The sequence below is a fragment of the Citrobacter sp. KTE30 genome, from assembly GCF_000398825.1.
Taxonomy (GTDB): Bacteria; Pseudomonadota; Gammaproteobacteria; order Enterobacterales; family Enterobacteriaceae; genus Citrobacter; species Citrobacter freundii.
In genome coordinates this window covers 101071-126537 of record NZ_KB976055.1, presented here as the reverse complement: position 1 = coordinate 126537, position 25467 = coordinate 101071, and the positions used below count along the sequence as shown (strand labels likewise).

Sequence of the window (25467 nt, the reverse complement as noted above, 5' to 3'; positions counted from 1 at the left end):
ATGCACTTGTCTACACATCCGACCAGTTATCCAACGCGTTATCAGGAAATTGCCGCGAGACTTGAGCAGGAGCTACGTCAACATTATCGCTGCGGTGACTATCTGCCCGCCGAGCATCAGCTTGCCGCGCGCTTCGAGGTAAACCGCCACACCCTGCGCCGCGCCATTGACCAGTTGGTTGAACGCGGTTGGGTTCAGCGTCGCCAGGGAGTCGGCGTACTGGTGCTGATGCGCCCGTTCGATTACCCGCTTAATGCCCAGGCACGCTTTAGTCAGAACCTGCTGGACCAGGGCAGCCACCCCACCAGCGAAAAACTGCTGGCGGTGCTGCGTCCGGCCTCCAGCCACATTGCCGATGCGCTCAGCATAAACGAGGGCGATAACGTGATTCACCTGCGCACCCTGCGTCGGGTTAACGGGATCGCACTGTGCCAGATCGACCACTATTTTTCCGACCTCACGCTGTGGCCGCTGCTGCAAGGCTTCAACAGCGGCTCACTGCACGACTATCTGCGTCAACAATCCGGTCTGACGCTGCTGCGCACGCAAACGCGCATCAGCGCCCGCCGCGCGCAGGCCAAAGAGAGCAAGGTGCTGGAAATCCCCAATATGGCGCCGCTGCTGTGCGTGCGCACCCTGAACCACCGTGAAGGCGAAAAACACGCGGCGGAATACTCCGTCAGCCTGACCCGCGCCGACATGATCGAATTCACTATGGAGCACTGAATGCATTTCGATACCGCCACCCGCCAGCGCTGGATGCGCGCCCTGGCTTACAGCAATGCCGATGCCCTGAAAGCCCGTATCAACGCGCTCAAACTGACGCCGGACTATGAACTTATCCGCGCACCGGAAAGCGGACTGATGCAGATCCAGGCCCGTATGGGCGGTACCGGTAACCGCTTCTTTGCCGGTGACACCACGCTTACCCGCGCAGTGGTACGCCTGAAGAGCGGCACGCTGGGTTACAGCTACCTGCTGGGACGCAATAAACAACATGCCGAGCAGTGCGCGGTAATTGACGCGCTACTGCAGGAACAAACGCATTTCCAGAACCTAATGGAAACCTTAATTGCCCCGCTGGAAGCGGAACGCGATGCGTTGATTAACGCACGCTGTGCCGAAGTCAACGCCAGCCGGGTCGACTTCTTCACGCTGGTACGCGGAGATAACGCATGACCTTACAGACCGCATTTAATTTACCCGTTCAGGATGCTCAGCAGAGCTTTCGTCGCCTGCTGAAAGCCATGAGCGAACCGGGCGTAATCGTCGCCCTGCATCAGCTGAAACACGGCTGGCAGCCGCTGGGTCTGGCGACCACCAGCGTGCTGCTGACCCTGGTCGATGGCGACACGCCGGTCTGGCTGGCGCCGTCGATGGATAACGATATCGTCCGGCAGAACCTGCGTTTTCACACCAACGCGCCGCTGGTGGATCAACCACAGTTGGCGGCCTTTGCCGTCGCCGACGAACGTATCAGCAGCGAACAGCTTAACGCCCTCTCCGCCGGTTCAGCCGTCGCACCAGAAACCAGCGCCACGCTGATTGTGCAAGTCTCAGGCTTAAGCGGTGGACGCATGCTGCGTCTGACCGGCGCGGGCATCGCCGAAGAGCGCATGATCGCGCCACAGCTGCCGGAATGCCTGATTCACGAACTCACCGAACGCCCGCACCCATTCCCACTGGGGGTCGATCTGATCCTCACCTGTGGCGAACGCCTGCTGGCTATTCCGCGAACCACCCATGTGGAGGTGTGCTGATGTACGTCGCCGTCAAAGGGGGCGAAAAGGCGATAGCCAACGCCCACGCCCTGCAGGAAAACCGACGCCGGGGCGATGAGACCATTGCTGAACTGAGCGTGGCGCAAATCGAACAGCAGATGAACCTGGCCGTTGATCGGGTGATAACCGAAGGTGGCATCGCTGACCGCGAACTGGCTGCGCTGGCGCTCAAACAGGCCAGCGGCGATAACGTCGAGGCCATCTTTTTGCTCCGCGCCTACCGCACTACGCTGGCAAAGGTAGCTGTCAGCGAACCGGTTAACAGCGCAGAAATGCGTCTTGAGCGCAGAATCTCCGCGGTCTACAAGGATATTCCCGGCGGGCAGCTGTTGGGTCCAACCTATGACTATACCCATCGCCTGCTGGATTTTACCTTACTGGCCAATGGCGAAACCCCGCCTCTGCGCAGCGCAGACGGCGCGCAGGATGCCTCCCCGCACGTCTTTTCCCTGCTGGCGAACCAGGGCCTGGCAAAACGTGAAGAGGATGATGGCGCGACACCCGACGACATCACCCGCACGCCGCCGGTTTACCCCTGCTCACGCGCTTCACGTCTGCAACAGTTGATGCGCGGTGACGAGGGATATTTGCTGGCGCTGGCCTACTCCACCCAGCGCGGCTACGGGCGCAACCACCCGTTTGCCGCCGAAATCCGTAGCGGCTATGTGGCACTGGAAACCGTACCGGAAGAGCTGGGATTTGCGGTGAACGTCGGCGAACTGCTGATGACGGAATGTGAAATGGTCAACGGATTTGTCGCGCCAGAAAATGAATCCCCCCATTTTACCCGCGGCTACGGGCTGGTGTTCGGTATGAGCGAACGTAAAGCGATGGCGATGGCGCTGGTGGACCGCGCCCTACAGGCAGCCGAATACGATGAAACGGCCACAGGACCGGCGCAGGACGAAGAGTTCGTGCTGGCGCATGCGGATAACGTCGAGGCGGCGGGTTTTGTTTCGCACCTCAAACTTCCCCATTACGTCGATTTCCAGGCCGAACTGGAACTGCTCAAACGCCTGCAACAGGAGGCCACCTGTGACCACTAACCTCTCCGGCTACAACTTTGCCTATCTTGATGAGCAGACCAAACGCATGATCCGCCGCGCAATTCTGAAAGCGGTAGCGATCCCCGGTTACCAGGTACCGTTTGGCGGCCGTGAAATGCCGATGCCATACGGATGGGGAACCGGCGGCATTCAACTTACCGCCAGCGTGATTGGCGAGCCGGACGTGCTGAAAGTGATTGACCAGGGCGCGGACGACACCACTAACGCCGTATCGATTCGTAATTTCTTCAAGCGTGTGACCGGAGTGAATACCACTGAGCGTACGGAAGATGCGACGCTGATCCAGACCCGCCACCGCATCCCGGAGACGCCGCTGGTGGAAGATCAAATAATCATCTTCCAGGTACCGATCCCCGAGCCGCTACGCTTTATCGAACCGCGAGAAACGGAAACTCGCACGATGCACGCGCTGGAAGAGTACGGCATCATGCAGGTGAAACTGTATGAAGATATCGCCCGCTTCGGTCATATCGCCACCACTTACGCCTATCCGGTGAAGGTCAACGACCGCTACGTCATGGACCCGTCGCCCATCCCGAAATTCGACAATCCGAAGATGGACATGATGCCGGCCCTGCAACTGTTTGGCGCAGGCCGCGAAAAACGCATCTATGCCGTTCCACCTTACACCCGCGTGGAAAGTCTCGATTTCGACGATCACCCGTTTACCGTGCAGAGCTGGGATGAACCTTGTGCCATCTGCGGCTCAACCCACAGCTATCTCGATGAAGTGGTGCTCGATGACAGCGGCAAACGCATGTTTGTCTGCTCCGACACCGATTACTGCCGCCAACAGAGCGAGGCCCTCAGCAAATGACGCAACCGCTGCTTTCAGTCAACAACCTGACCCATCTCTACGCGCCGGGCAAGGGCTTCAGCGATGTCTCTTTTGACCTGTGGCCAGGCGAAGTGCTGGGTATCGTCGGCGAGTCCGGTTCTGGCAAAACCACGCTGCTGAAATCGATCTCTTCACGGCTGACGCCGCAGAGCGGTGAGATTTTGTATCAAAACCGTTCGCTGTACGGCATGAACGAAGCCGACCGTCGCCGTCTGCTGCGCACCGAATGGGGCGTGGTGCATCAGCATCCGCTGGATGGCCTGCGCCGTCAGGTCTCCGCCGGCGGCAATATCGGCGAACGCCTGATGGCCACTGGCGCGCGTCACTACGGCGACATCCGCGCCACCGCGCAGCGCTGGCTGGAGGAGGTGGAGATCCCTGCCTCGCGTATCGACGACCTGCCAACCACCTTTTCCGGCGGTATGCAACAGCGCCTGCAGATCGCCCGCAACCTCGTCACCCATCCCAAACTGGTGTTTATGGACGAACCCACCGGCGGGCTGGACGTTTCGGTACAGGCCAAACTGCTGGACCTGCTGCGCGGCCTGGTGGTGGAACTGGATCTTGCAGTGGTCATTGTCACCCACGATTTGGGTGTGGCGCGTCTGCTGGCAGACCGTTTGCTGGTGATGAAGCAGGGTCAGGTGGTGGAAAGTGGGTTAACCGACCGCGTGCTCGACGACCCGCACCATCCGTACACCCAGTTGTTGGTGTCGTCCGTTTTGCAAAATTAAACATCGGATGCCGGATGGCAGCTTACGGGGCGCTTTTTGTAGGCCGGATAAGCACAGCACCATCCGGCAATAAGAACCATGAGGCTCAAATGATCCGCGTTGAAAATGTCAGTAAAACCTTTGTCCTGCATCAGCAAAACGGCGTGCGTCTGCCGGTGCTGCAAAACGCCACGCTGGAAGTGAAAAACGGCGAATGCGTGGTGCTGCACGGTCACTCGGGTAGCGGCAAATCCACGCTGCTGCGATCGCTGTACGCCAACTATCTGCCGGATGAAGGACACATCCACATTCGCCACAGCGATGAGTGGGTCGATCTGGTGCAGGCCCCGGCGCGCAAAGTGTTGGAAGTTCGCCGTTCAACCATCGGCTGGGTGAGCCAGTTCCTGCGCGTAATCCCGAGGATTTCCGCGCTGGATGTGGTGATGCAACCGCTGCTGGATCTGGGTGTCTCCCGTGAGGAGTGTGCAGCCAAAGCGGCTAACCTACTTACCCGCCTGAACGTGCCGGAGCGGCTGTGGCACCTGGCACCGTCGACCTTCTCCGGTGGCGAACAGCAGCGCGTCAACATCGCCCGCGGGTTTATCGTCGATTACCCGATTCTGCTGCTCGATGAACCCACCGCCTCGCTGGACGCCAAAAATAGCGCCGCCGTCGTCGCATTGATTGAAGAAGCAAAAGCCCGCGGCGCAGCAATTGTCGGTATTTTTCACGATCAAACCGTGCGCGACCGCGTAGCGGATCGTCTGCATCTGATGGGAACAACAGCATGATTATCAATAATGTAAAGCTGGTACTGGAAGATGACGTGGTGCAAGGATCGCTGGAAATCGAGGGCGGGGTCATTCGCGCCTTTGCTGAAAGTCCGAGCAGCCTACCTGAGGCGCTGGACGGCGAAGGCGGCTGGCTGCTGCCAGGGCTTATCGAGCTGCATACCGATAATCTCGACAAATTTTTTACCCCGCGCCCGAAGGTAGATTGGCCTGCCCACTCGGCGATGAGCAGCCACGACGCGCTAATGGTCGCCAGCGGCATTACCACCGTGCTGGACGCAGTGGCGATTGGCGATGTGCGCGACGGTGGTGACCGTCTGGAAAATCTGGAGAAGATGATCAACGCGGTGGAAGAGACGCAAAAGCGTGGGGTCAATCGCGCCGAGCACCGCCTGCACCTGCGCTGCGAGCTGCCGCATCACACTACCCTGCCGCTGTTTGAAAAACTGGTCGGTCGTGAGCCGGTGACGCTGGTGTCGCTGATGGATCATTCCCCCGGCCAGCGTCAGTTCGCCAATCGTGAGAAGTACCGCGAGTATTATCAGGGCAAGTATTCGCTCACCGACGAGCAGATGGCCCGTTATGAAGAAGAACAGTTAGCGCTGGCTGCGCGTTGGTCACAGCCCAACCGCACGGCGATTGCCCAGATGTGCCGTGAGCGCCAGATTGCGCTGGCGAGCCATGACGATGCCACCTGCGATCATGTGCTCGAATCGCATCAACTTGGCAGCGTGATCGCCGAATTTCCCACAACTTTCGAAGCCGCCGATGCCTCACGCCAGCATGGCATGAACGTGCTGATGGGCGCACCTAACATCGTGCGCGGCGGCTCTCACTCCGGCAACGTGGCGGCACATAGGCTGGCTGAGCTGGGGCTGCTGGATATTCTCTCCTCCGACTACTACCCCGCCAGCCTGCTCGATGCGGCATTTCGCGTAGCAGATGACGACGCTAACCGCTTTACGCTGTCGCAGGCTATTCGTCTGGTGACACGCAATCCGGCGCGGGCCTTAAATCTCGACGATCGCGGCGTTATTGCCGAAGGTAAACGCGCGGATCTGGTGCTGGCGCATCGCAAAGGCGGCAACATCCATATCGACCACGTCTGGCGTCAGGGCAAAAGGGTATTCTGACTATGGGTAAACTGATCTGGCTGATGGGGCCGTCCGGCTCCGGTAAGGACAGCCTGCTGGCAGAATTGCGCCAGCAGGAACCGGCGCAACTGCTGGTGGCGCATCGTTACATCACCCGCGCCGCCAACGCCGGGAATGAAAATCATATTGCGCTAAGTGAACCAGAGTTTTTTACCCGCGCCGGGCAGAACCTGCTGGCGCTGAGCTGGCATGCCAACGGCTTCTACTACGGCGTCGGCGTGGAGATAGACCTCTGGCTGCACGCTGGTTTTGATGTGGTGGTCAACGGCTCGCGTGCGCATCTGCCCCAGGCGCAGGCCCGTTATGGCGCTTCTTTGCTTCCCATTTGCTTACAGGTTTCTCCGGCAATTCTCCGCCAGCGCCTGCAGGCGCGTGGGCGGGAGAGCGAAACGGAAATCGCCGCCCGTCTTGAACGCGCATCCCGCTACGCCCCGTATGACTGCCACGTCCTGAATAACGATGGTAGTTTGCTACAGTCTGTCGATACACTGCTCGCACTGATGGGACGCAAGGAGAAGAAACATGTCTGTCTGTGAATTACGCCGCGCCACGCTCTACGATACCGATGCGGTTTACGCGCTCATCTGCGAGTTGAAGCAGGGTCAATTTGACCTGCAGGCTTTTAGCGCTGGTTACGCCGCTAATCTGCAAGATGCCAATATGCACTACCAACTGGCACTGATCGACGGACAGGTCGTAGGCTTGATCGGTCTACACCTGCAGTTTCATCTGCACCACGCCAACTGGATTGGCGAAATCCAGGAACTGGTGGTGATGCCGCAGGCGCGAGGGTTAAGGGTTGGCAGCCAGCTACTGGCCTGGGCCGAAGCCGCCGCACGCGAAGCGGGCGCAGAAGTCACCGAGCTTTCCACCAGCACCCAACGCCTTGACGCACACCGTTTTTACCAGCGCGAAGGCTATACCATGAGCCATTTTCGCTTCACCAAACCGCTGTAGGGGGAGCCATGAGTCTGACCATTACGCTAACGGGAACGGGCGGCGCACAGCTGGTGCCGACATTTGGCTGCGACTGTGCGGCCTGCCAACGAGCACGCTTACAGGCGCAATATCGTCGACGCCCTTGTAGCGGGGTGGTCAAATTCAACAATGCGGTGACGCTGCTGGACGCGGGGATCCCGCATCTAATGGACGACTGGCCAGCGGGCAGCTTCCAGCAGTTTCTGCTGACCCACTATCATATGGATCACGTGCAGGGGCTGTTTCCGCTGCGCTGGGGCGTGGGGGCGACTATCCCGGTGTACGGACCGCCGGATGAACAGGGTTGCGACGATCTGTTTAAGCATCCCGGCATCCTCGATTTTAGCCATACCGTCGCGCCATTCGTAGTGTTTGACCTGCAAGGATTGCAGGTCACGCCGCTACCGCTCAACCATTCAAAGCTGACGTTTGGTTATCTGCTGGAGACCGCACATAGCCGCGTGGCGTGGCTCTCCGATACCGCCGGACTTCCCGACAAGACGCTGAAGTTTCTCCACAATAACCAACCCCAGGTGATTATCATCGACTGCAGCCATGCCCCGCGCTCCGAGCCACCGCGCAATCACTGTGATTTAAATACCGTTATCGCGTTGAACGACATTATCCGCTGTCCACGGGTGATCCTGACGCATATCAGCCATCAGTTCGACCTGTGGATGATGGAAAACCAGCTTCCCGCAGGGTTTGAGGCAGGATATGACGGTATGGAGATTATGCTGGAGTAAGGAAATTTGCCGGATGCGATGAAAACATCTTATCCGGCCGACAAGACGACAGTCAGGCGACTTTTCCATAAGCATAGAGAGATTGCAATGCATACATGCACTGTGCTCAAGTGCATGCATTAACATAAAATGGCGAGATGTTGAGCTGACAGCGAAATCCCTTACAGGGGATAAAATATTCTTACATTTAGATAGTTACAGTTAACGATCGTAATCTTCTTCCATTCTGCGTTCTTCGTCTTCTAACTGACGCCGTTCTTGATCAAGCTGGCGCTGACGGTCATCCAGTTGGCGACGTCGATCTTCAAACTGGCGGCGGCGATTATCATATTGCCTGCGCCGGTCGTCACTCATCTGGCGCTGCCAGCTTTCATCACGGGAATCATCATAATCCCGCCCGTTGTCCGGTTTGTATGCGTCGTTTATCGCCTGCTGAATATTACCAATGGCGTCATCGATAATATCCGCCTGCGCCGATACGGTGGTCAGCATCAGTAAACTAAAAAGAAGGAATGTCGCGGAGCGTTGCATAAAACCAGCCTCATCAAGAAACTCGCCCCACGGTAACCAAAGCGTATTTGCGCGGGTAGCGGAGGAATCTCAATTACGCGAATGCCGCAGCGCCTGCGCCAGCTCTCCCCGGGTAAAAGGCTTACGCAATAGTGCCACATCCGGCAGCGCCGGGTTATGCGCCGGGCGTAAATCCTGACCGCTCATCAGCAAGATGGACACCTGCGGATAATGTGCCTGGGCATGGTTAACCACATCCACGCCGCTTAAACCACCTGGCAGCATTAAGTCGCTGATAAAAATATCAATCTCGGATGAAGCCGCCAGCATATGCATCGCCTGTTCGCCGTTGGCGGCCTCTAACGTCAGGTAGCCCAGCAGGTGTAATTGCTCGCACAACGTCTGGCGTACATCGTCCTCATCCTCGAGCACCAACACCAGTTTTTCATCGTTGGTCGTTGTGTGTTGCGCTACCGCTTCCACTTGAGCCTGCACCGGAACAACGGCGCGAGGCAGTTGCAGCCGGACAGTCGTTCCCTGCCCGGGGGCGCTTTCAATCTCCACCCGGCCACCGGACTGGCGCACAAAACCGTAAACCATCGACAGCCCAAGCCCACTGCCGCTGCCGGTCTGTTTGGTGGTGAAAAATGGCTCGAAGACCTGCGCTTTCACTTCCTGCGACATCCCACTTCCCTGGTCGGCTACCTCCAGCATCACCATGTCCTGCTTACGCCCATCGCTGCGCGTAACCCGTTGATTCCAGGTACGGATTTTTATCGTGCCCGACTGCCCGTCCATGGCGTCACGGGCGTTCATCACCAGATTGATAATGGCGTTTTCCAGTTGGCTGACGTCAATCCACGCGGGCCAGGCAGGCGACTGGGCTTCAATCTCCAGCGTCAACGTGGCCGGAAGAGAGTGGCGCATCAGTTCGCCCAGGTTTTCCAGCAGCGTTTTCAGCTCCACCGCATGAGGGTGCAATGACTGTTTGCGCGAAAAGGCCAGCAGCCGTTGGGTAAGCAGCGCCCCGCGCTCGGCGGCTTTTAGCGCCCGATTGACCCGTGGCGCATCGGGCGACTCCGGATTCACCAAATCCAGACTGCCAATAATCACTGCCAGCAGGTTATTGAAATCATGCGCTAATCCACCCGTCAGTTGCCCCACCGCCTTCAGCTTTTGGCTGTGCAACAGCGCTTCTTCCAGCCCCTGACGCTCGGTGCGATCGATTTCCATCTGGCTGGTTTTTTCTTTTAGCAGTCGGGTAGTGTGCTCCAGCGATGCCGTATTGCGGGCAAAGACGCTAAAGGCGCGGGCCAGCTCGCCCAGCTCATCGCGCCGCTGCAGGGCCGGGACACTGACGTCTGATTCACCGTGCGCCAGCCGGGTCATCGCCCGCGAAATGGCCGTTAGGTTGGAGCCGAGATTACGGTAGATATACCACCCGGCAAAACCGGTGATCACCACCGCCAGCAGCGCAAACACTAAAATAAACAACGCGCCGGATTGCAGTTCCTGATGGCTTTGCGCCACCCGTTGCTCTGAGATCAGCGCCACCTGCGAGGCATACTGGTTGATATCGCTGTTGAGGATCGCCACCAACGCTTTGATGTGGAACATATACCAATTGATGGCCAAATCGCTTTGCTCCAGCGCGGAAGAGAGCGGCTCCAGCTTATGCAGTTCCTGGTTGAAGTCGTTGAGGATACCGCTAATCAGCGGATTGGCATGCTGCAAGGGAAGAGCGGGCATCACCGCATCCAGTTGTTTCACCACCGAACGCGGCGTGGGCGTGTCGATGGCGGCAACAATTAAGCGGTCCATCTGCCCCAGCAGCACATCGTCCTGCGCGCCGGTGAGCTTTTGCAGATGACGTAAATAGCTTTGATTCTGATACAGCGAACTGAGCAGCGCGTTACGTTCCAGGTGCCGCCGCTGACCGCGCTGCAACATACCTTCTACGCTGCTTTGTAACTCCTGGCTGCGCTGGATAATTCGCTCGACCAGCACCGGCTCCTGCTGCGCCAGCGGTGCGGTAGCCAGTTGTTCCAGCGACTGCTTCAGCGCCCTTTGCGTCTCCTGCAACCGCTCCGCTTCGCCTTTGTATTCCAGCGCCCCGACTACCTGCGACAGCCGCACCGCCGCTGTCGCCACATTCGCCGTATCCCGTGCCAGGTTCATGCTGCCGGTCATGTCGTCAACGGTTTGCTGCTGCACCTGCTCCTGGATCTGGCTTGCGTGCTGAAACCCCAGCACCGCCACGCCGCTCACCATCAGCGTGACCGCCACCACCAGCAGATTGAAGAACAGCAATCGTCCACGCGCACTGGCGAAAAAGTGACGTCCCGGTTGCGGCATATCACGCTCCGTGAAGAAAAATCGCAATATGACAAATATGAACGGCTTCTGACATTTTGCATTTACATTCCTGTGATGGACTGCTGATATCGGCCACCCCACAGGAGATCCTCTATGAGCAGGACACCGGTTCTGGAGATGCGCAACATTGCTAAAGCGTTTGGCAAATTTTACGCGCTGAAAGGGGTCGATTTAACGGTCTGGCCGGGCGAGATTCATGCCCTGATGGGCGAGAACGGTGCGGGGAAAAGCACCCTGATGAAGATCCTCGCGGGCGCCTATACCGCCACCAGCGGTGAAATCCTGATTGGCGGTCAGCCGTTTCACATTCGCGGTCCCAAAGATGCACTCAGCGCAGGCATCACGCTGATTTATCAGGAGATGCAGCTCGCGCCGAACCTGACGGTGGCAGAAAATATCTTTCTTGGCAGCGAGCTGTCGCGCGGCGGTCTGGTCCAGCGTAAAGAGATGGTCATGCAGTCACAGAAAGTCATCGATCGACTCGGCGCCCAGTTTAAGGCCAGCGACCGTGTGATGACGTTGACCATCGCCGAACAGCAGCAGGTTGAAATTGCCCGTGCCCTGCACCGTAACAGCCGCATTCTGGTGATGGATGAACCCACCGCCGCCCTCTCCTCACGTGAAACCCACCGCCTGTTTGAACTGATCATGCGCCTGCGCGATGAGGGGATGGCGATTATCTACATCAGCCACCGCATGGCGGAAGTGTACGAACTCTCCGATCGCGTCAGCGTCCTGCGCGACGGGCAATATGTTGGCAGCCTGACCCGCGACAAGCTCAACGCCTCGGAGCTGGTGCGCATGATGGTGGGCCGTCCGTTGAGCGATCTGTTCAACAAAGAGCGCGATATTCCCTTAGGTAAAGCACGCCTCAACGTCCATCACCTTACCGACGGCCATAAAGTCCAGCCGTGCAGCTTGCTGGTGCGCTCCGGGGAGATCGTCGGCCTGGCCGGGTTAGTTGGCGCCGGGCGTTCTGAACTGGCGCAGCTGATTTTTGGCGTGCGCAAAGCCATCGGCGGCATGATTGAAGTGGACGGTGAACCGGTGGTGATCCACTCCCCGCGCGAAGCAATTGACCACGGCATTGGCTTTCTGACGGAAAACCGCAAAGAGCAGGGATTATTTTTAGAGCTGGCAGCGGCAGAAAACATCACCATGGCAACGCTGGAACGTGACGCGAACTGGGGCATGCTCGATCGCAAAAAGGCGCAGGCGATTTCTGATGACGCCATCAAATTGCTCAATATTCGCGTCCCGCATGCCCAGGTCCGCGCAGGCGGCTTGTCCGGCGGCAACCAGCAAAAGCTGCTGATTTCGCGCTGGGTGGCGATCGGGCCACGCATTTTGATCCTCGATGAACCGACGCGCGGCGTGGACGTCGGCGCCAAAAGCGAGATCTACCGGATCATGAACGATATGGCGCGCAAAGGCGTGGCGATCCTGATGATCTCCAGCGAACTACCGGAAGTGGTCGGGATGAGCGACCGCGTGTACGTCATGCGCGAAGGCAGTATTGCCGGCGAGCTGAACGGACAAAGTATTACCCAGGAAAATATTATGACGCTGGCAACCGGCGTGAACGACTCCCATCATCAGGCGGTGCCCCATGAATAATCCAACCACTCCCCAGCAGGTGGCGAAATCCGCCTCCGCAAAAAAAATGCTGATGAGCGATCTGATGCAAACGGTCGGTATCTTACCGATTCTCATCCTGATAGTGGCGGTGTTTGGCTTTATCGCGCCTAACTTTTTTACCGAAAGCAACCTGCTGAATATTACCCGCCAGGCGTCGATCAACATCGTGCTGGCCGCTGGCATGACCTTCATTATTTTAACCGGCGGCATCGATCTTTCGGTTGGTTCGATTCTCGGCACCACCGCCGTCGCAGCCATGGTGGTTTCTCTCATTCCTGAGTTTGCCATGCTGTCAGTCCCTGCTGCACTGTTGCTCGGCATGGTGCTGGGGTTGTTTAACGGCGCGCTGGTCGCTTTTGCCGGCCTGCCGCCGTTTATCGTCACGCTTGGAACCTATACGGCGCTGCGCGGCGCGGCCTATCTGCTGGCGGACGGCACCACGGTGATTAACTCCAACATCAGCTTTGAGTGGATCGGCAACAACTATCTCGGTCCGGTTCCGTGGCTGGTGGTCATTGCGCTGGCGGTGGTGGTGGTGTGCTGGTTCATTCTTAGGCGCACAACGCTCGGCGTTCATATCTATGCGGTTGGCGGCAATATGCAGGCCGCGCGCTTAACCGGGATCAAAGTGTGGCTGGTGCTGCTGTTCGTCTACGGCATGAGCGGTTTGCTCTCAGGTCTTGGCGGGGTGATGAGCGCCTCGCGACTGTACAGCGCCAATGGCAACTTAGGTATGGGTTACGAACTGGACGCCATCGCGGCGGTGATCCTCGGCGGCACCAGCTTTGTTGGCGGGATCGGCACCATCACCGGCACGCTGGTGGGGGCGTTGATCATTGCCACGCTCAATAACGGCATGACGCTGATGGGCGTCTCCTATTTCTGGCAATTGGTGATCAAAGGGGCGGTGATCATCATAGCGGTGCTGATCGACAAATACCGTACCCGACACCATCAAAGTGTATAGACAAGCTTACTGGCCTACTCATTCGTAGGCCTGATAAGCGCAGCGCCATCAGGCGTATAACAACAATACCCTACGTGAGGAAACGAGTATGCGTTTGAAGCCATTAGTGACCGCGCTCTGTGCTGGCGCCCTACTTGCTGCAGCTCCATTTGTGCAGGCAAAAGAACTGAAATCCATCGGCGTTACGGTGGGCGATCTGGCCAACCCGTTCTTCGTGCAGATCACCAAAGGCGCGGAGCTGGAAGCACGCAAACTGGCAGGTGATAGCGTTAAAGTCACGCTGGTTTCCAGCGGCTACGATCTGGGGCAACAGGTGTCGCAAATCGACAACTTTATTGCCGCCAAAGTCGACATGATTATCCTTAACGCAGCCGACTCCAAAGGCATCGGCCCGGCGGTTAAACGCGCGAAAGACGCCGGGATTGTGGTGGTCGCCGTTGACGTGGCGGCGGAAGGCGCAGACGCCACCATCACCTCCGATAACACCCAGGCGGGAGAAATGGCCTGTAAATATATTACCGACCGTCTGAAAGGCAAAGGCAACGTGGTCATTATCAACGGGCCACCGGTATCTGCCGTCCAGAACCGTGTGGAAGGCTGCCAGACCGAGTTTAAACGCCACCCTGACATCAAGGTGCTGTCATATAACCAAAATGCCAAAGGCAGTCGCGAAGGCGGGCTGGAGATCATGACCGCGTTGCTGGCGGCGAATCCGAAGATCGACGGCGTATTCGCCATTAACGATCCCACGGCGATCGGTGCCGATCTGGCGGCAAAGCAGGCGCAACGTAGCGAATTCTTTATTGTCGGCGTAGACGGCAGCCCGGACGGCGAAGAAGCCCTGAAGCGCGAAAACTCACTATTTGTGGCGACGCCAGCACAAGATCCGCAGGTGATGGCTGCCAAAGCGGTCGAAATCGGTTATGACATATTACAGGGGAAACCCGCCCCGAAAGAACCCGTGCTGATCCCAGTGACGATGATCGATAAAAACAACGTCGGCAGTTATAAGGGTTGGACGGTGAAATAGCCCGCCACAACAACGCCGGCTGGCGGCAAAGATGCCTTATCCGGTCTACAAGATCGCTATGAATTTGTAGGCCGGATAAGCGCGGCACCATCCGGCATTATATTAAGGAGGATTCAGCCGATGAAACGCTCCGCAATAAACGAGATCCTTGGCCACACGCGCCAGTTTTTCTCTCAGCACGACGTGCATCTCCCCCCTTTTGCCAGCTTCCCCCCGACCCAATGGCGCAAGCTTGATGCCGCTGCCTGGAGCGAAGTGTTCGACCTTAAGCTCGGTTGGGATGTCACCGCGTTTGGCGGCAACAATTTCGCCGCGCAAGGATTAACGCTGTTCACCCTGCGTAATGGTTCGCCGAAAGGCATGCCTTACGAGAAATGCTACGCCGAGAAAATCATGCATGTTCGCGATGCACAGGTCACGCCGATGCATTTTCACTGGCGCAAACGCGAAGACATTATCAATCGCGGCGGAGGCAATCTCATTGTAGAACTGTGGAATGCAGGGATCCGCGAGCAAACGGAAGACAGCGACGTTAGCGTGGTAATTGACGGCTGTCGGCAAACCCATGCCGCAGGCAGTCAACTGCGCCTGACGCCGGGTGAAAGCATCTGCCTGCCGCCGGGCCTGTATCACAGCTTCTGGGCGGAAGAAGGTTTTGGCGACGTGCTGGTTGGCGAGGTCTCTTCTGTTAATGACGACGACCACGACAACCATTTTCTGCAACCGATTTCCCGCTACAACGACATTGAAGAAGACGAACCGGCGCTGCTGGTGCTGTGTAACGAATATCGCCTGTTCCGCTAACCAAGGAGCACATTATGCCGTTGATCTCACTCGCTGATGGCCTTGCCCATGCCCGCGAGCACCGCTATGCCTTAGGGGCGTTTAACGTTCTGGATTCACATTTCCTGCGCGCGTTGTTTGCCGCAGCAAAGCAAGAACGTTCGCCGTTTATTATCAACATTGCCGAGGTGCATTTTAAATATATCTCGCTAGATTCTCTGGTCGAAGCGGTCAAATTCGAAGCCGCGCGGCATGACATTCCGGTAGTGCTGAATCTTGACCACGGCCTGCACTTTGAGTCGGTGGTGCGAGCGTTACGCTTAGGTTTCAGCTCAGTGATGTTCGATGGCTCCACGCTGGAGTACGAAGAAAATATCCGTCAGACCCGTGAAGTGGTGAAGATGTGCCATGCCGTCGGCGTGTCGGTGGAAGCTGAGTTGGGCGCAGTCGGTGGCGATGAAGGCGGTGCGCTGTACGGTCATGCCGACGAATCACTGTTTACCGACCCAATGCTGGCGCGTGATTTCGTTGACAGAACCGGGATTGACGCGCTGGCGGTCGCCATTGGCAACGCCCACGGCAAATATAAAGGCGAACCGCTGCTCGACTTCCCGCGTCTGGACACCATTCGCCAGCAGGCGGCAATCCCGCTGGTACTGCACGGTGGCTCCGGCATCAGCGACGACGATTTCAAGCGCGCTATTGAACTCGGCATTCACAAAATCAACTTCTATACCGGCATGTCGCAGGCGGCGCTGTCGGCAGTGGAGACGCGGATGGCGAATCGTCAGCCCTTATATGACGAATTCGCCGAACTGCTGCTCGGCATTGAGGAAGCCATTACCGATACCGTTTCAGAACAGATGCGCATTTTTGGCAGCGCGGGGCGGGTCTGATGGAACGCAAAGGCGTTATCGCCGCAGGCAACATGCTGGTCGATCATGTGCATCAAATTGTGCAGTGGCCGGAACGCGGCTGGTTGGCGGAAATCACCCGTAGCGAACGCGCCACGGGTGGTGCGCCGCTTAATGTGCTGCTGACGCTGGCAAAAATGCACACTGGGCTGCCGTTGCAGGCGGTGGGGTTAATCGGTCAGGATAGCGATGGCGACTACATCATGGCGATGCTGGAGCAGTATCACGTTAATCGCCAACACGTGCAGCGCACGACATTCGCGCCCACGTCAATGTCGCAGGTGATGACCGATCCCAGCGGTCAGCGCACCTTTTTCCACTCGCCGGGCGCCAACAGACTGCTGGATTTGCCCGCTTTTGAGCAACTGGATACCTCGATGAAAATCTTCCATCTGGGATATCTGCTGCTGCTCGACAGTCTGGACATGCCGGATGAGGAGTACGGGACGCGTAGCGCAAGGCTGCTGGCACAAATGCGCGACAACGGCTTTGAAACGTCGTTGGATCTGGTCTCACGCAAGGGCGACCCGCGCTACCAACCACTGGTGATGCCAGCCTTGCGCCATCTCGACTATCTGGTAATTAACGAGCTGGAAGCCGGAGAATTTAGCGGGCTGGAGATCCGCCAGCCCAACGGCGAGCTGCATATCCCGCATATCGCTACCGCCGCGCGCGAATTATTGGATGCAGGGGTACGCCAGCGGGTGGTTATTCACTGTCCGGAAGGTGCCTGGGGTGAAGCGCCGGATCTGCCGGGCGTCTGGATCCCGTCGCAGTACCTGGCGCAGGAAGAGATCGTTGGCAGCGTCGGGGCGGGTGATGCGTTTTGCGCCGGATTCTTGTATGGCTGTCATGAGCGCTGGTCGCTGACGGACAGCGTCAGGTTGGCACACGCCTGTGCGCGGGCAAGCTTGCTGTGCGCCAATGCGATAGACGGCGCGAAGACGCTGGCAGAGTTAAAAGCGACTATGGCTGATGCCTGATGCGCTACGCTTATCAGGCCTACGGGGTCGTTATCGCTTTTGTAGGCCGGATCAGGCGTTTACGCCGCATCCGGCAAGTGCACACGATCACGCCGCCTTATCGTGATGCTGCACGTCGGCGGCAAACACATAACCCAACCCGCGCAGGGTTTTGATCAACATCGGTTGATGCGGGTTAATCTCTATTTTTCGCCGCAAGCGCATGATTAACACGTCAATAGTGCGGTCAAACACCTCAACGCTGTCGCTGCGCGTCAGCTCCAGCAGTTGTTCCCGACTCAGCACCCGGCGGGCATTTTGGGCCAGCGCCAACAGCAGGCTGTATTCCCCCTGCGTCAGGTCCACCTTCAATTGCTGAGGATTACGAAGCTGGCAACCGGCGGTATCGAGATGCCAGCCATTGAAAGAAAGCCCCGTGGTCTGTGGGCCGCCGCTTTCTGCCGTTAACACGCCAACGCGTCTGAGCACCGCCTTTACCCGAGCCACCAGCACCCGCGCATTGAACGGTTTACCGATATAGTCGTCAGCGCCCATTTCCAGCCCGACCACCACATCCGACTCGCTACCAAGCCCGGTCAGCATTACCACCGGTAATCCGGGCCTCATCTTTTGCACCTGCTGCAGCACCATCAGACCGTTGATGTCGGGCAACATCATATCCAGCAATACCAGCGCGATCTCCGGCTGAGTCTCAATGCTGCGCAACGCCTCCTGCCCGGTGTGACAAGCGGTCACCGCAAAGACGTGTTCGTTCAGCACATCCTGTAAAAGCGAGCAGACTGCCACGTCATCATCCACAACCAGAACAACGGGTTTCATCATTCGACTCCGTCCACTTCGTTATCATCTTATTGTGAGTAATATCAGGCGAAGTGAAAGAGCACACATGATCTATCTGATAAAAATATAATCCTTGTCACACTATTCAGTAAACATAATAGGTTTTCCTCTGCTCAGCACTTTGGGCACAAATACCTAATAAGAATAACTACGCAGATCACACTTCCTTTCTTTAAAATAAAACATTCGAACTTATGATAATGACAAAATTAAAGCAGCGATATTTACTATTTTAATAAATTCACAGTACATATGATAAATGGAGATTCATATGAATAAATCTCAGCCGTTCCGCCTGAGCAGGATTTTTATTGCATTGGTCGCGACTACCGGAATATTAGTTAATCCTGTACTTGCCAGTGAGTTATCCCAACCAGCGTCAAAATATACAAAGCAACAGAATCAACATTATTTAACATCATTACCTTTTGCCGATCGCCAGGATTTTGACGATGCGCAGCGTGGTTTTATCGCACCACTGCCTAACCAAGGTATTCTTAAAAATGCCGACGGAAAACCCTTTTATCGCGCAGAAGATTATAAGTTTGATATCAATGCCCCTGCACCAGAAACAGTAAACCCCAGCTTATGGCGACAGTCGCAGATCAACGGTATTTCGGGCTTGTTTAAAGTCACTGAACGGATGTATCAGGTACGCGGCCAGGATATTTCCAATATCACTTTTATCGAAGGTGATACAGGTATTATCGTTATCGACCCATTAGTTACCGCTGGGGCAGCAAAAGCCAGCCTGGACCTCTACTATCAACATCGTCCGCAAAAACCGATTGTTGCCGTTATTTATACCCATAGCCATACCGATCACTATGGCGGTGTGAAAGGCATTGTCTCTGAAAATGACGTGATATCTGGCAAAGTGCAGATTCTCGCCCCGGCAGGCTTTATGGAAGAAGCCATCAGCGAAAACGTATTGCTGGGCAATATTATGAGTCGCCGTGCTCTGTTCTCCTACGGCCTGCTTCTGCCTCGTAACCCACAAGGAAATATCGGCAACGGTCTGGGCGTCACGCTGACAACAGGTCTACCGACCATCATTGCCCCAACCCAATCAATCATCAAAACCGGTGAGAAAAAAGTCATCGACGGCCTGGAGTTCGATTTCCTGATGGCGCCAGGCAGCGAGGCGCCTTCCGAAATGCACTTATATATTCCGGCGCTCAAAGCGCTCTGTACGGCAGAAAATACGACGCACACGCTGCATAACTTCTATACGCTACGCGGTGCAAAAACACGCGATACCAGCAAATGGACCGAGTATCTGAACGAAACACTTGATATGTGGGGCAGCCAGGCAGAAGTGTTGTTTATGCCGCATACCTGGCCCGTCTGGGGTAATCAGCATATTAACGACTATATCGGTAAATATCGCGACACCATCAAGTATATCCACGATCAAACTCTGAATATGGCTAACCAAGGCTATACGATGAATGAGATTGGCAACATGATTCAACTACCACCAACGCTCGCCAATAACTGGGCCAGTCGTGGCTACTACGGTTCGGTCAGCCATGACGCGCGTGCGGTCTACAACTTCTACCTCGGCTACTTCGACGGCAACCCGGCAAATCTGGATCCTTACGGACAGACAGATATGGGTAAACGCTACGTCAAAGCGTTGGGTGGTGCAAAACAGACCATTGAGCTGGCTCAGGAAGCCTATGACAAGGGTGATTATCGCTGGACGTCAGAACTGCTCAAGCACGTGATTTCCGCTGAACCAGACAACCAGGCGGCTAAGAATCTGCAAGCGAATGCGTTTGAACAGCTGGGCTATCAGGCCGAGTCCGCCACCTGGCGCGGTTTCTACCTCACCGGCGCGAAAGAACTGCGTGAAGGCGTGCGTAAATTTACACACGGCACCACCAATTCCCCGGACACCATCAACGGCATGAGCGTAGAAATGCTGCTCGATTACATGGCCGTTCGTCTGGACAGTGAGAAAGCATCAGGTAAACACATCAGCCTGAACTTCAACCTGGACAAAGGCGAGAACCTGAATCTGACGCTCAACAACAGCGTGCTCAATCATCGTCAGACCCTGCAACCAGATGCCGACACCTCATTCTATATCAGCCGTACAGATCTGCACGACGTGCTGACAGGCCAGGTGAAAATGAGCGATCTGGTACACGCGAAGAAAGTCAAAGTGATTGGCAAAGCCGCGAAGTTGGATGAAGTGATAGCGATGCTGGATCAATTTGATTTGTGGGTTAATGTCGTTACACCCAATTAATAACAAGCCGCTTCCAGAGATATTTTCAATCTCTGGAAGCATATTTATTCACACAACAATGTGCAATCGCAAAAACAATAGAATAAATAAATGAATTATGAACTCGGTGGGCATGCAAAGATATTTTATCTCGTTAAAAAATTGCCATACTGCTGACGCTTTATATTTTTATATTCACTCATGATATTGTTCGCGATAAACAGGATGTATTTTGTTATGCAAACGGTTAACTCCAGCATTGTGATACCGCTGAGAATAATAGGCTGGTTTCTCTCGCTGCCATTATTAACAGGATGCAACTTCTCTCCCGCCATTCCGGTCATCGGTGCTTACTATCCCGACTGGCTGTTCTGCCTTATTGGCGGTGTCATCCTGACACTCATAACCCGAAAATTCATTCTGCATAAATATAGCGGATTGGCCTTTATCGGGATTATTTATACCGCCCTTTTTGCCCTCTACTCCATGCTGTTCTGGCTGGTATTTTTCTAACTTATTTTGAGACGCCCCTATGGAAAGCTCGTCGAAAAAAGCTCCGCGTAACAAACTTCCCGCGCTGATGCTGTTGGTACTTGCGCTGGTTATTTTGGCCTTCGTCATCTGGAAACTGGATAGCTCACCCGCGACCAATGACGCCTACGCCTCAGCCGACACCATCGATGTCGTGCCAGAAGTCAGTGGTCGCATTGTCGAACTGGCTGTTTCCGATAACCAGCAGGTCAAGCAAGGTGATGTGCTGTTTCGTATCGATCCCCGTATCTATGAAGCGAATCTGGCAAAAGCACAAGCGTCGCTCGCCGCTCTGGATAAACAGATCATGCTGACCCAGCGCAGCGTAGATGCACAACAATATGGTGCTGACTCCGTACGGGCTACGGTAGAAAAAGCGCGAGCAGCCGCTAAGCAAGCCAGCGATACTCTGCGCCGTACCGAACCACTACTGACGGAAGGTTTTGTCTCCGCGGAAGATGTTGATCGCGCCAGAACGGCACAACGCGCCTCAGCGGCAGATCTTAATGCGGTGTTATTACAGGCGCAGCAGGCTGCCAGCGCGGTGAGTGGCGTTGATGCCCTGGTAGCTCAGCGCATCGCCGTAGAAGCCGATATCGCCCTGACCAAACTGCATCTTGAAATGGCAACAGTACGCGCACCCTTCAATGGCCGCGTGGTGGCATTAAAAACCTCCGTCGGGCAGTTTGCTTCCGCCATGCGACCCATTTTTACCCTGATTGACACCCGTCACTGGTACGTAATCGCCAATTTTCGCGAAACAGAGCTGAAAAACATCCATGCAGGCACACCAGCCAATGTTCGCCTGATGAGCGACAGCGGCAAAGTGTTTGTCGGTAAAGTGGATTCAATCGGCTACGGTGTATTACCTGATGATGGCGGTATGGTGCTGGGCGGTTTGCCGCGTGTTTCCCGCTCTATCAACTGGGTTCGCGTTGCCCAACGCTTCCCGGTAAAAATCGTGGTAGATAAACCGGATGAAGAGATGTTTCGCATCGGCGCATCGGCGGTTGCTACCCTTGAGCCACAGAAATGAAAGCACTTAACTGTTTGCCTCTGCCACTGGTCAGGCTATTGGCGTTTTTTCACGAAGAATTAAGCGAACAACGTCCCGGAAGACTCCCACAAATCATGCAGCTCTGGGCGGGTTGCCTGCTGGTGGTACTGATCTCGATGACCTATGAGATCCCCTTCCTGGCGCTTTCGCTTGCCGTACTCTTTTATGGTATCCAGTCCAATGCTTTCTATACCAAATTCGTGGCGATTCTCTTCGTCGTCGCCACAGCATTAGAGATAGGTAGTTTATTTCTGATCTACAAATGGTCTTATAGCTACCCTCTGGTCCGTCTGATCATTGCCAGCCTGATCGTTCTGGCCTGCATGTTCCTGATGCGAACCCATCGTCTGGGGCTGGTTTTCTTTGCCGTGTCGATTGTTGCAATATACGGGCAATCTTTCCCCGGCATGCTCGACTACCCCGAGGTCGTCGTTCGCCTGACGTTATGGTGCATCGTCGTTGGTCTGTACCCCACGCTACTGATGACGCTGATCGCCGTTTTGTGGTTTCCCAGCCGCGCTGTCAACCAAATGCGCGAAGCCCTGCGTGCCAGGCTGGGTGATGCCCTCAATCGCCTGACGGCACCGACAACACCGCTTGCGGAAAAATACATCGAACGAGAAGTGCTGGCGCTGCAAAAGCTGAACATCTTTTGTCTGGCAGATGACGCAGACTGGCGAGAAAAAAGTGCCTGGTGGCAGGCTTGCGTTGCCACAACCACCTATCTGTACACTACGCTCAATCGCTACAATTTCACGGCACATAACCCGGCAACCCGCGATCTCCAGCAGAAACTGTGCCGTGAAATAACCGCACTGCAAGATGCGGTTGCTCGAGGTATGCCCTGGCAAAGTGAATGGGAACTCAGTCAGGCAGAAGCCACAACGGCCCGCGAATGCGGCCTGGAGCCCCTGTGCCAAACCCTGCTACAGCTTGGTCACATGAACCCTAATACGCCGCCAGCTCCTGTCGCTAAACCGCCCTCAATGGTATCTGACGCGTTCACCAACCCAGGCTATATTCGCTACGCGTTAAAAACACTGCTGGCATGTCTGATTTGCTATGTCTTTTACTCCGGTACCGACTGGGAAGGCATTCACACCTGTATGCTGACCTGCATTATTGTCGCGAACCCCAGTATCGGCTCGTCATACCAGAAGATGGCACTGCGCTTCGGCGGCGCATTTTTCGGCGCAATTCTGGCCCTGCTGATGACGATTTTTGTCATGCCCTGGCTGGACAATATCGTCGAACTTCTCCTGGTGCTGGCGCCACTTTTTCTGATGGGTGCCTGGATTGCCACCGGCTCAGAACGTTCCTCTTATATCGGAACCCAAATGGTCGTCACCTTCGCGCTGGCAACACTTGAAAACGTCTTTGGCCCAACCTACGACCTGGTGGAAATCCGCGATCGCGCCTTCGGCATTTTGATCGGCACTCTTGTTTCCGCGGTGATCTACACCTTTGTCTGGCCGGAAAGCGAAGCCAAAGCGCTGCCACAAAAACTGGCAAGCTCGCTGGGACTGCTCAGCAAATTACTGCGGATCCCACGTCAGCAGGATGCTGTTCTCATGCGCACTTATCTTCAGATGCGTATTGGTCTCCATGCGACGTTTAACGCCTGTGATGAAATGTGCGAGAGGGTCGCGCTGGAACGCCAACTCCCCGGCGATGAACGCATAGCGCTTATTCAACGTAGTCAGCGCGTTATTCACCTGGGCCGTGACATTCTCTATACCTGGGATGCCACCCGAAATGACGCCCCGACGCTGGATAACGCGGTATTGCTGGAGAGCGCAACACACCTGGCCGATGCGCTGGAAAAATACGCAGCCGACCTGGCGACAGCATCCAGCCTTCCGCCGTCGATTGAAAACCTGTCCCCATCTCAAGACATTTTACCAACGTTATCCAAACAGGAGCGCTGCATCATACAGCAGATAACCTGTTTACCCGACTGGACTCACCCGACGCTAATACCAGCAAGCGAGCAGGAGCAAGGAACCTCCCAATAATGAACCGATATCTCCCTCGATTACTCCTCTGCGGCATACTCAGCGGCGCAACGGTCCTTTCCGGCTGTGCACTGATCCGCAAAGATTCTGCACCACATCCGCAATTACAGCCTGAGCAGATCTCACTGGCTAAAGACATTCATCTGGCAAGCTCAGGATGGCCACAAGCACAGTGGTGGCGGCAGTTTAACGACCCACAGCTAAACTCGCTTATTGAAGCAACGCTGTCTGGCTCCCATAACCTCGCCGAAGTGAAGCTGCGTGAAGAGAAAGCGCAGTCGCAGACTGAACTGCTGGAAGGGCGTTCTCAGCTCCAGATGGCAGCGCTGGGCATGATTAACCGCCAGCAAGCGTCTGCCAACGGCTTCCTCGGCCCCTACGCGCTGGATGCGCCACGATTAGGGATGGACGGCCCCTACTACACTGAAGCGACGATTGGTCTGGTCGCCGGACTGGATCTCGACCTGTGGGGCGAGCATCGTTCCGCTGTCGCGGCAGCTATTGGCGCACAAAATGCCGTGATTGCCGAAACCGCAGCAGTGGAACTCTCCCTGACGACCGGCGTCGCGCAGCTGTATTACAGTATGCAAGCCAGCTACCAGATGCTTGATTTGTTGCAGCAGACCCACGATGTTATTGATTATGCCGTGAAGGCCCACCAGAGTAAGGTCGCTCACGGGCTGGAAGCAAAAGTACCGTACCATGGCGCACGTGCGCAATTGCTGGCAGTGGACAAGCAAATCGTCGCGGTTGAAGGACAAATCAAAGAAACTCGGGAATCACTCCGGGCGCTGATCGGTGCCGGCGCAAAAGATCTGCCTGAAATCAAACCGGTCGCACTGCCAACTGTCGATACAGGAATACCCGCAACGCTCTCCTACGACCTGCTTGCCAGGCGTCCGGACTTGCAGGCTATGCGCTGGTATGTGCAGGCTTCGCTGAACCAGGTCGAGGCCGCTCGCGCCCTGTTTTATCCGAGCTTTGATATCAAAGTCTTCTTCGGTTTAGACGCTATCCATATCGATCAACTGTTCAAAAGCACCAGCAGGCAGATCAACTTCATCCCCGGCCTGCGTTTACCGCTGTTTGACGGAGGTCGTCTGAATGCCAATCTGGAAGGCGCCCGCGCAACCAGCAATATGATGATAGAGCGCTACAACCAGTCGGTGCTCAATGCAGTGCGCGATGTCGCGATTAACGGAACACGTCTGCAAACGCTCAATGAACAACGGGTAATGCAGATGGAACGCGTAGATGCCACGCATTACACGCAAGCAGCAGCAGACGCGGCTTACCAGCGAGGCCTGAGCAGTCGCCTGCTGGCAACAGAGGCCAAATTACCCGTGATCGCAGAAGATATGTCGCTCCTGGTCATAGATACCCAACGACTCATGCAGAATATTCAACTCATCAAAGCGCTTGGCGGAGGTTATCAAGCCCCTGCTAACAAGAAGTAGCGTTCTCCGACCTCGCCGCGTGATATCCGTCACGCGGCATTTTCTTTCGTCACGTCAAATAT

The 25467-nt window shown here is 55.9% G+C and carries 25 protein-coding genes; 22 read left to right on the top strand and 3 right to left on the bottom strand.

Going from position 1 to position 25467, the window contains the following annotated elements; all coding sequences use genetic code 11:
* From phnF to phnP, 11 genes are all read left to right on the top strand, one after another.
* Positions 1-726: a phosphonate metabolism transcriptional regulator PhnF gene (phnF, locus tag WC1_RS22000; RefSeq protein WP_003841117.1), complete on the top strand. Its 726-nt coding sequence runs from the start codon at positions 1-3 to the stop codon at positions 724-726.
* A complete protein-coding gene (gene phnG / locus WC1_RS22005; protein ID WP_016149423.1) occupies positions 727-1179 on the top strand; it encodes a phosphonate C-P lyase system protein PhnG in 453 nt (150 codons plus the stop codon). It begins immediately after the preceding gene.
* A complete protein-coding gene (gene phnH, locus WC1_RS22010; RefSeq protein ID WP_003844771.1) occupies positions 1176-1760 on the top strand; it encodes a phosphonate C-P lyase system protein PhnH in 585 nt (194 codons plus the stop codon). Before phnG ends, phnH begins: the two co-directional genes overlap by 4 nt.
* Positions 1760-2827, top strand: a complete 1068-nt coding sequence (locus WC1_RS22015) for a carbon-phosphorus lyase complex subunit (protein ID WP_016149422.1) — start codon at positions 1760-1762, stop codon at positions 2825-2827. The genes phnH and WC1_RS22015 overlap by 1 nt, the downstream gene beginning before the upstream one ends.
* Before the next feature lie 46 nt (positions 2828-2873).
* The gene (gene phnJ, locus WC1_RS22020) at positions 2874-3665 is read left to right on the top strand and encodes an alpha-D-ribose 1-methylphosphonate 5-phosphate C-P-lyase PhnJ (protein WP_224774781.1); all 792 of its coding nucleotides are present in this window, start codon (positions 2874-2876) and stop codon (positions 3663-3665) included.
* Complete coding sequence (gene phnK, locus WC1_RS22025; protein ID WP_003844769.1) at positions 3662-4420, top strand: phosphonate C-P lyase system protein PhnK; 759 nt, start codon at positions 3662-3664, stop codon at positions 4418-4420. The genes phnJ and phnK overlap by 4 nt, the downstream gene beginning before the upstream one ends.
* Positions 4421-4509: 89 nt before the next feature.
* Positions 4510-5190, top strand: coding sequence for a phosphonate C-P lyase system protein PhnL (gene phnL, locus WC1_RS22030; RefSeq protein ID WP_003841104.1), 681 nt, complete (start codon positions 4510-4512; stop codon positions 5188-5190).
* Positions 5187-6323: an alpha-D-ribose 1-methylphosphonate 5-triphosphate diphosphatase gene (phnM, locus tag WC1_RS22035; protein ID WP_003031811.1), complete on the top strand. Its 1137-nt coding sequence runs from the start codon at positions 5187-5189 to the stop codon at positions 6321-6323. Before phnL ends, phnM begins: the two co-directional genes overlap by 4 nt.
* A 2-nt stretch (positions 6324-6325) precedes the next feature.
* Positions 6326-6880 (top strand): ribose 1,5-bisphosphokinase, encoded by a 555-nt coding sequence (gene phnN / locus WC1_RS22040; protein ID WP_016149421.1) that lies wholly within the window; start codon positions 6326-6328, stop codon positions 6878-6880.
* Positions 6867-7301, top strand: a complete 435-nt coding sequence (gene phnO / locus WC1_RS22045) for an aminoalkylphosphonate N-acetyltransferase (protein ID WP_003031809.1) — start codon at positions 6867-6869, stop codon at positions 7299-7301. Before phnN ends, phnO begins: the two co-directional genes overlap by 14 nt.
* Before the next feature lie 8 nt (positions 7302-7309).
* Complete coding sequence (gene phnP / locus WC1_RS22050) at positions 7310-8068, top strand: phosphonate metabolism protein PhnP (RefSeq protein WP_016149420.1); 759 nt, start codon at positions 7310-7312, stop codon at positions 8066-8068.
* A 201-nt stretch (positions 8069-8269) separates the two neighbouring features.
* Here phnP and yjdP read toward each other — a convergent pair whose 3' ends face one another.
* Both yjdP and WC1_RS22060 read right to left on the bottom strand, forming a co-directional pair.
* Positions 8270-8599 carry a DDRRRQL repeat protein YjdP gene (yjdP, locus tag WC1_RS22055; protein WP_003031807.1) on the bottom strand — a complete coding sequence of 110 codons (330 nt, stop codon included), beginning with the start codon at positions 8597-8599 and terminating at the stop codon, positions 8270-8272.
* Between the two features lie 69 nt (positions 8600-8668).
* Positions 8669-10933: a hybrid sensor histidine kinase/response regulator gene (locus WC1_RS22060; RefSeq protein WP_016149419.1), complete on the bottom strand. Its 2265-nt coding sequence runs from the start codon at positions 10931-10933 to the stop codon at positions 8669-8671.
* A 114-nt stretch (positions 10934-11047) separates the two neighbouring features.
* Here WC1_RS22060 and WC1_RS22065 point away from each other — a divergent pair, with 114 nt between their 5' ends.
* The 6 genes from WC1_RS22065 to WC1_RS22090 all read left to right on the top strand — a co-directional run bounded on the left by WC1_RS22065 (position 11048) and on the right by WC1_RS22090 (position 17269).
* Positions 11048-12571 (top strand): sugar ABC transporter ATP-binding protein, encoded by a 1524-nt coding sequence (locus WC1_RS22065; RefSeq protein ID WP_016149418.1) that lies wholly within the window; start codon positions 11048-11050, stop codon positions 12569-12571.
* The gene (locus WC1_RS22070) at positions 12564-13559 is read left to right on the top strand and encodes an ABC transporter permease subunit (RefSeq protein ID WP_003841094.1); all 996 of its coding nucleotides are present in this window, start codon (positions 12564-12566) and stop codon (positions 13557-13559) included. The genes WC1_RS22065 and WC1_RS22070 overlap by 8 nt, the downstream gene beginning before the upstream one ends.
* 88 nt (positions 13560-13647) lie before the next feature.
* Positions 13648-14589 (top strand): ABC transporter substrate-binding protein, encoded by a 942-nt coding sequence (locus WC1_RS22075; protein WP_003031801.1) that lies wholly within the window; start codon positions 13648-13650, stop codon positions 14587-14589.
* A gap of 120 nt (positions 14590-14709) precedes the next feature.
* On the top strand, positions 14710-15393 hold the full coding sequence (locus tag WC1_RS22080) for a D-lyxose/D-mannose isomerase (RefSeq protein WP_003031789.1): 684 nt from the start codon (positions 14710-14712) through the stop codon (positions 15391-15393).
* 14 nt (positions 15394-15407) lie between these two features.
* Entirely contained in the window at positions 15408-16268 is an 861-nt protein-coding gene (locus tag WC1_RS22085; RefSeq protein ID WP_016149417.1) for a ketose 1,6-bisphosphate aldolase, read from the top strand.
* A complete protein-coding gene (locus WC1_RS22090) occupies positions 16265-17269 on the top strand; it encodes a carbohydrate kinase family protein (protein ID WP_155849113.1) in 1005 nt (334 codons plus the stop codon). Before WC1_RS22085 ends, WC1_RS22090 begins: the two co-directional genes overlap by 4 nt.
* 87 nt (positions 17270-17356) lie before the next feature.
* Here the strand turns inward: WC1_RS22090 and WC1_RS22095 are convergent, their stop codons facing one another.
* A complete protein-coding gene (locus WC1_RS22095) occupies positions 17357-18088 on the bottom strand; it encodes a response regulator (RefSeq protein WP_016149415.1) in 732 nt (243 codons plus the stop codon).
* Positions 18089-18380: 292 nt separating this feature from the next.
* Here WC1_RS22095 and WC1_RS22100 point away from each other — a divergent pair, with 292 nt between their 5' ends.
* The 5 genes from WC1_RS22100 to WC1_RS22120 all read left to right on the top strand — a co-directional run bounded on the left by WC1_RS22100 (position 18381) and on the right by WC1_RS22120 (position 25405).
* On the top strand, positions 18381-20366 hold the full coding sequence (locus WC1_RS22100) for an alkyl/aryl-sulfatase (RefSeq protein ID WP_016149414.1): 1986 nt from the start codon (positions 18381-18383) through the stop codon (positions 20364-20366).
* A gap of 216 nt (positions 20367-20582) precedes the next feature.
* A complete protein-coding gene (locus WC1_RS22105) occupies positions 20583-20858 on the top strand; it encodes a YtcA family lipoprotein (RefSeq protein WP_003844749.1) in 276 nt (91 codons plus the stop codon).
* Positions 20859-20877: 19 nt separating this feature from the next.
* Positions 20878-21912: a multidrug transporter subunit MdtN gene (gene mdtN / locus WC1_RS22110; protein WP_016149413.1), complete on the top strand. Its 1035-nt coding sequence runs from the start codon at positions 20878-20880 to the stop codon at positions 21910-21912.
* A complete protein-coding gene (gene mdtO, locus WC1_RS22115; protein ID WP_016149412.1) occupies positions 21909-23948 on the top strand; it encodes a multidrug efflux transporter permease subunit MdtO in 2040 nt (679 codons plus the stop codon). Before mdtN ends, mdtO begins: the two co-directional genes overlap by 4 nt.
* Positions 23945-25405, top strand: coding sequence for an MdtP family multidrug efflux transporter outer membrane subunit (locus WC1_RS22120; RefSeq protein WP_032947886.1), 1461 nt, complete (start codon positions 23945-23947; stop codon positions 25403-25405). Before mdtO ends, WC1_RS22120 begins: the two co-directional genes overlap by 4 nt.
* The last annotated feature ends 62 nt before the right edge of the window (positions 25406-25467 follow it).

Excerpts from the sequence above, each read along its gene's own strand:
- mdtO (WP_016149412.1), top strand. The coding sequence starts at position 21,909 with ATGAAAGCACTTAACTGTTTGCCTCTGCCACTGGTCAGGCTATTGGCG.
- WC1_RS22080 (WP_003031789.1), top strand. The coding sequence starts at position 14,710 with ATGAAACGCTCCGCAATAAACGAGATCCTTGGCCACACGCGCCAGTTT.
- WC1_RS22015 (WP_016149422.1), top strand. The coding sequence starts at position 1,760 with ATGTACGTCGCCGTCAAAGGGGGCGAAAAGGCGATAGCCAACGCCCAC.
- WC1_RS22085 (WP_016149417.1), top strand. The coding sequence starts at position 15,408 with ATGCCGTTGATCTCACTCGCTGATGGCCTTGCCCATGCCCGCGAGCAC.
- yjdP (WP_003031807.1), bottom strand. The coding sequence starts at position 8,599 with ATGCAACGCTCCGCGACATTCCTTCTTTTTAGTTTACTGATGCTGACC.
- phnL (WP_003841104.1), top strand. The coding sequence starts at position 4,510 with ATGATCCGCGTTGAAAATGTCAGTAAAACCTTTGTCCTGCATCAGCAA.
- phnN (WP_016149421.1), top strand. The coding sequence starts at position 6,326 with ATGGGTAAACTGATCTGGCTGATGGGGCCGTCCGGCTCCGGTAAGGAC.
- WC1_RS22070 (WP_003841094.1), top strand. The coding sequence starts at position 12,564 with ATGAATAATCCAACCACTCCCCAGCAGGTGGCGAAATCCGCCTCCGCA.
- phnJ (WP_224774781.1), top strand. The coding sequence starts at position 2,874 with ATGATCCGCCGCGCAATTCTGAAAGCGGTAGCGATCCCCGGTTACCAG.
- WC1_RS22095 (WP_016149415.1), bottom strand. The coding sequence starts at position 18,088 with ATGAAACCCGTTGTTCTGGTTGTGGATGATGACGTGGCAGTCTGCTCG.
- phnF (WP_003841117.1), top strand. The coding sequence starts at position 1 with ATGCACTTGTCTACACATCCGACCAGTTATCCAACGCGTTATCAGGAA.
- WC1_RS22075 (WP_003031801.1), top strand. The coding sequence starts at position 13,648 with ATGCGTTTGAAGCCATTAGTGACCGCGCTCTGTGCTGGCGCCCTACTT.
- phnM (WP_003031811.1), top strand. The coding sequence starts at position 5,187 with ATGATTATCAATAATGTAAAGCTGGTACTGGAAGATGACGTGGTGCAA.
- phnP (WP_016149420.1), top strand. The coding sequence starts at position 7,310 with ATGAGTCTGACCATTACGCTAACGGGAACGGGCGGCGCACAGCTGGTG.
- mdtN (WP_016149413.1), top strand. The coding sequence starts at position 20,878 with ATGGAAAGCTCGTCGAAAAAAGCTCCGCGTAACAAACTTCCCGCGCTG.
- phnH (WP_003844771.1), top strand. The coding sequence starts at position 1,176 with ATGACCTTACAGACCGCATTTAATTTACCCGTTCAGGATGCTCAGCAG.
- WC1_RS22065 (WP_016149418.1), top strand. The coding sequence starts at position 11,048 with ATGAGCAGGACACCGGTTCTGGAGATGCGCAACATTGCTAAAGCGTTT.
- WC1_RS22105 (WP_003844749.1), top strand. The coding sequence starts at position 20,583 with ATGCAAACGGTTAACTCCAGCATTGTGATACCGCTGAGAATAATAGGC.
- phnK (WP_003844769.1), top strand. The coding sequence starts at position 3,662 with ATGACGCAACCGCTGCTTTCAGTCAACAACCTGACCCATCTCTACGCG.
- phnG (WP_016149423.1), top strand. The coding sequence starts at position 727 with ATGCATTTCGATACCGCCACCCGCCAGCGCTGGATGCGCGCCCTGGCT.
- WC1_RS22100 (WP_016149414.1), top strand. The coding sequence starts at position 18,381 with ATGAATAAATCTCAGCCGTTCCGCCTGAGCAGGATTTTTATTGCATTG.
- phnO (WP_003031809.1), top strand. The coding sequence starts at position 6,867 with ATGTCTGTCTGTGAATTACGCCGCGCCACGCTCTACGATACCGATGCG.
- WC1_RS22060 (WP_016149419.1), bottom strand. The coding sequence starts at position 10,933 with ATGCCGCAACCGGGACGTCACTTTTTCGCCAGTGCGCGTGGACGATTG.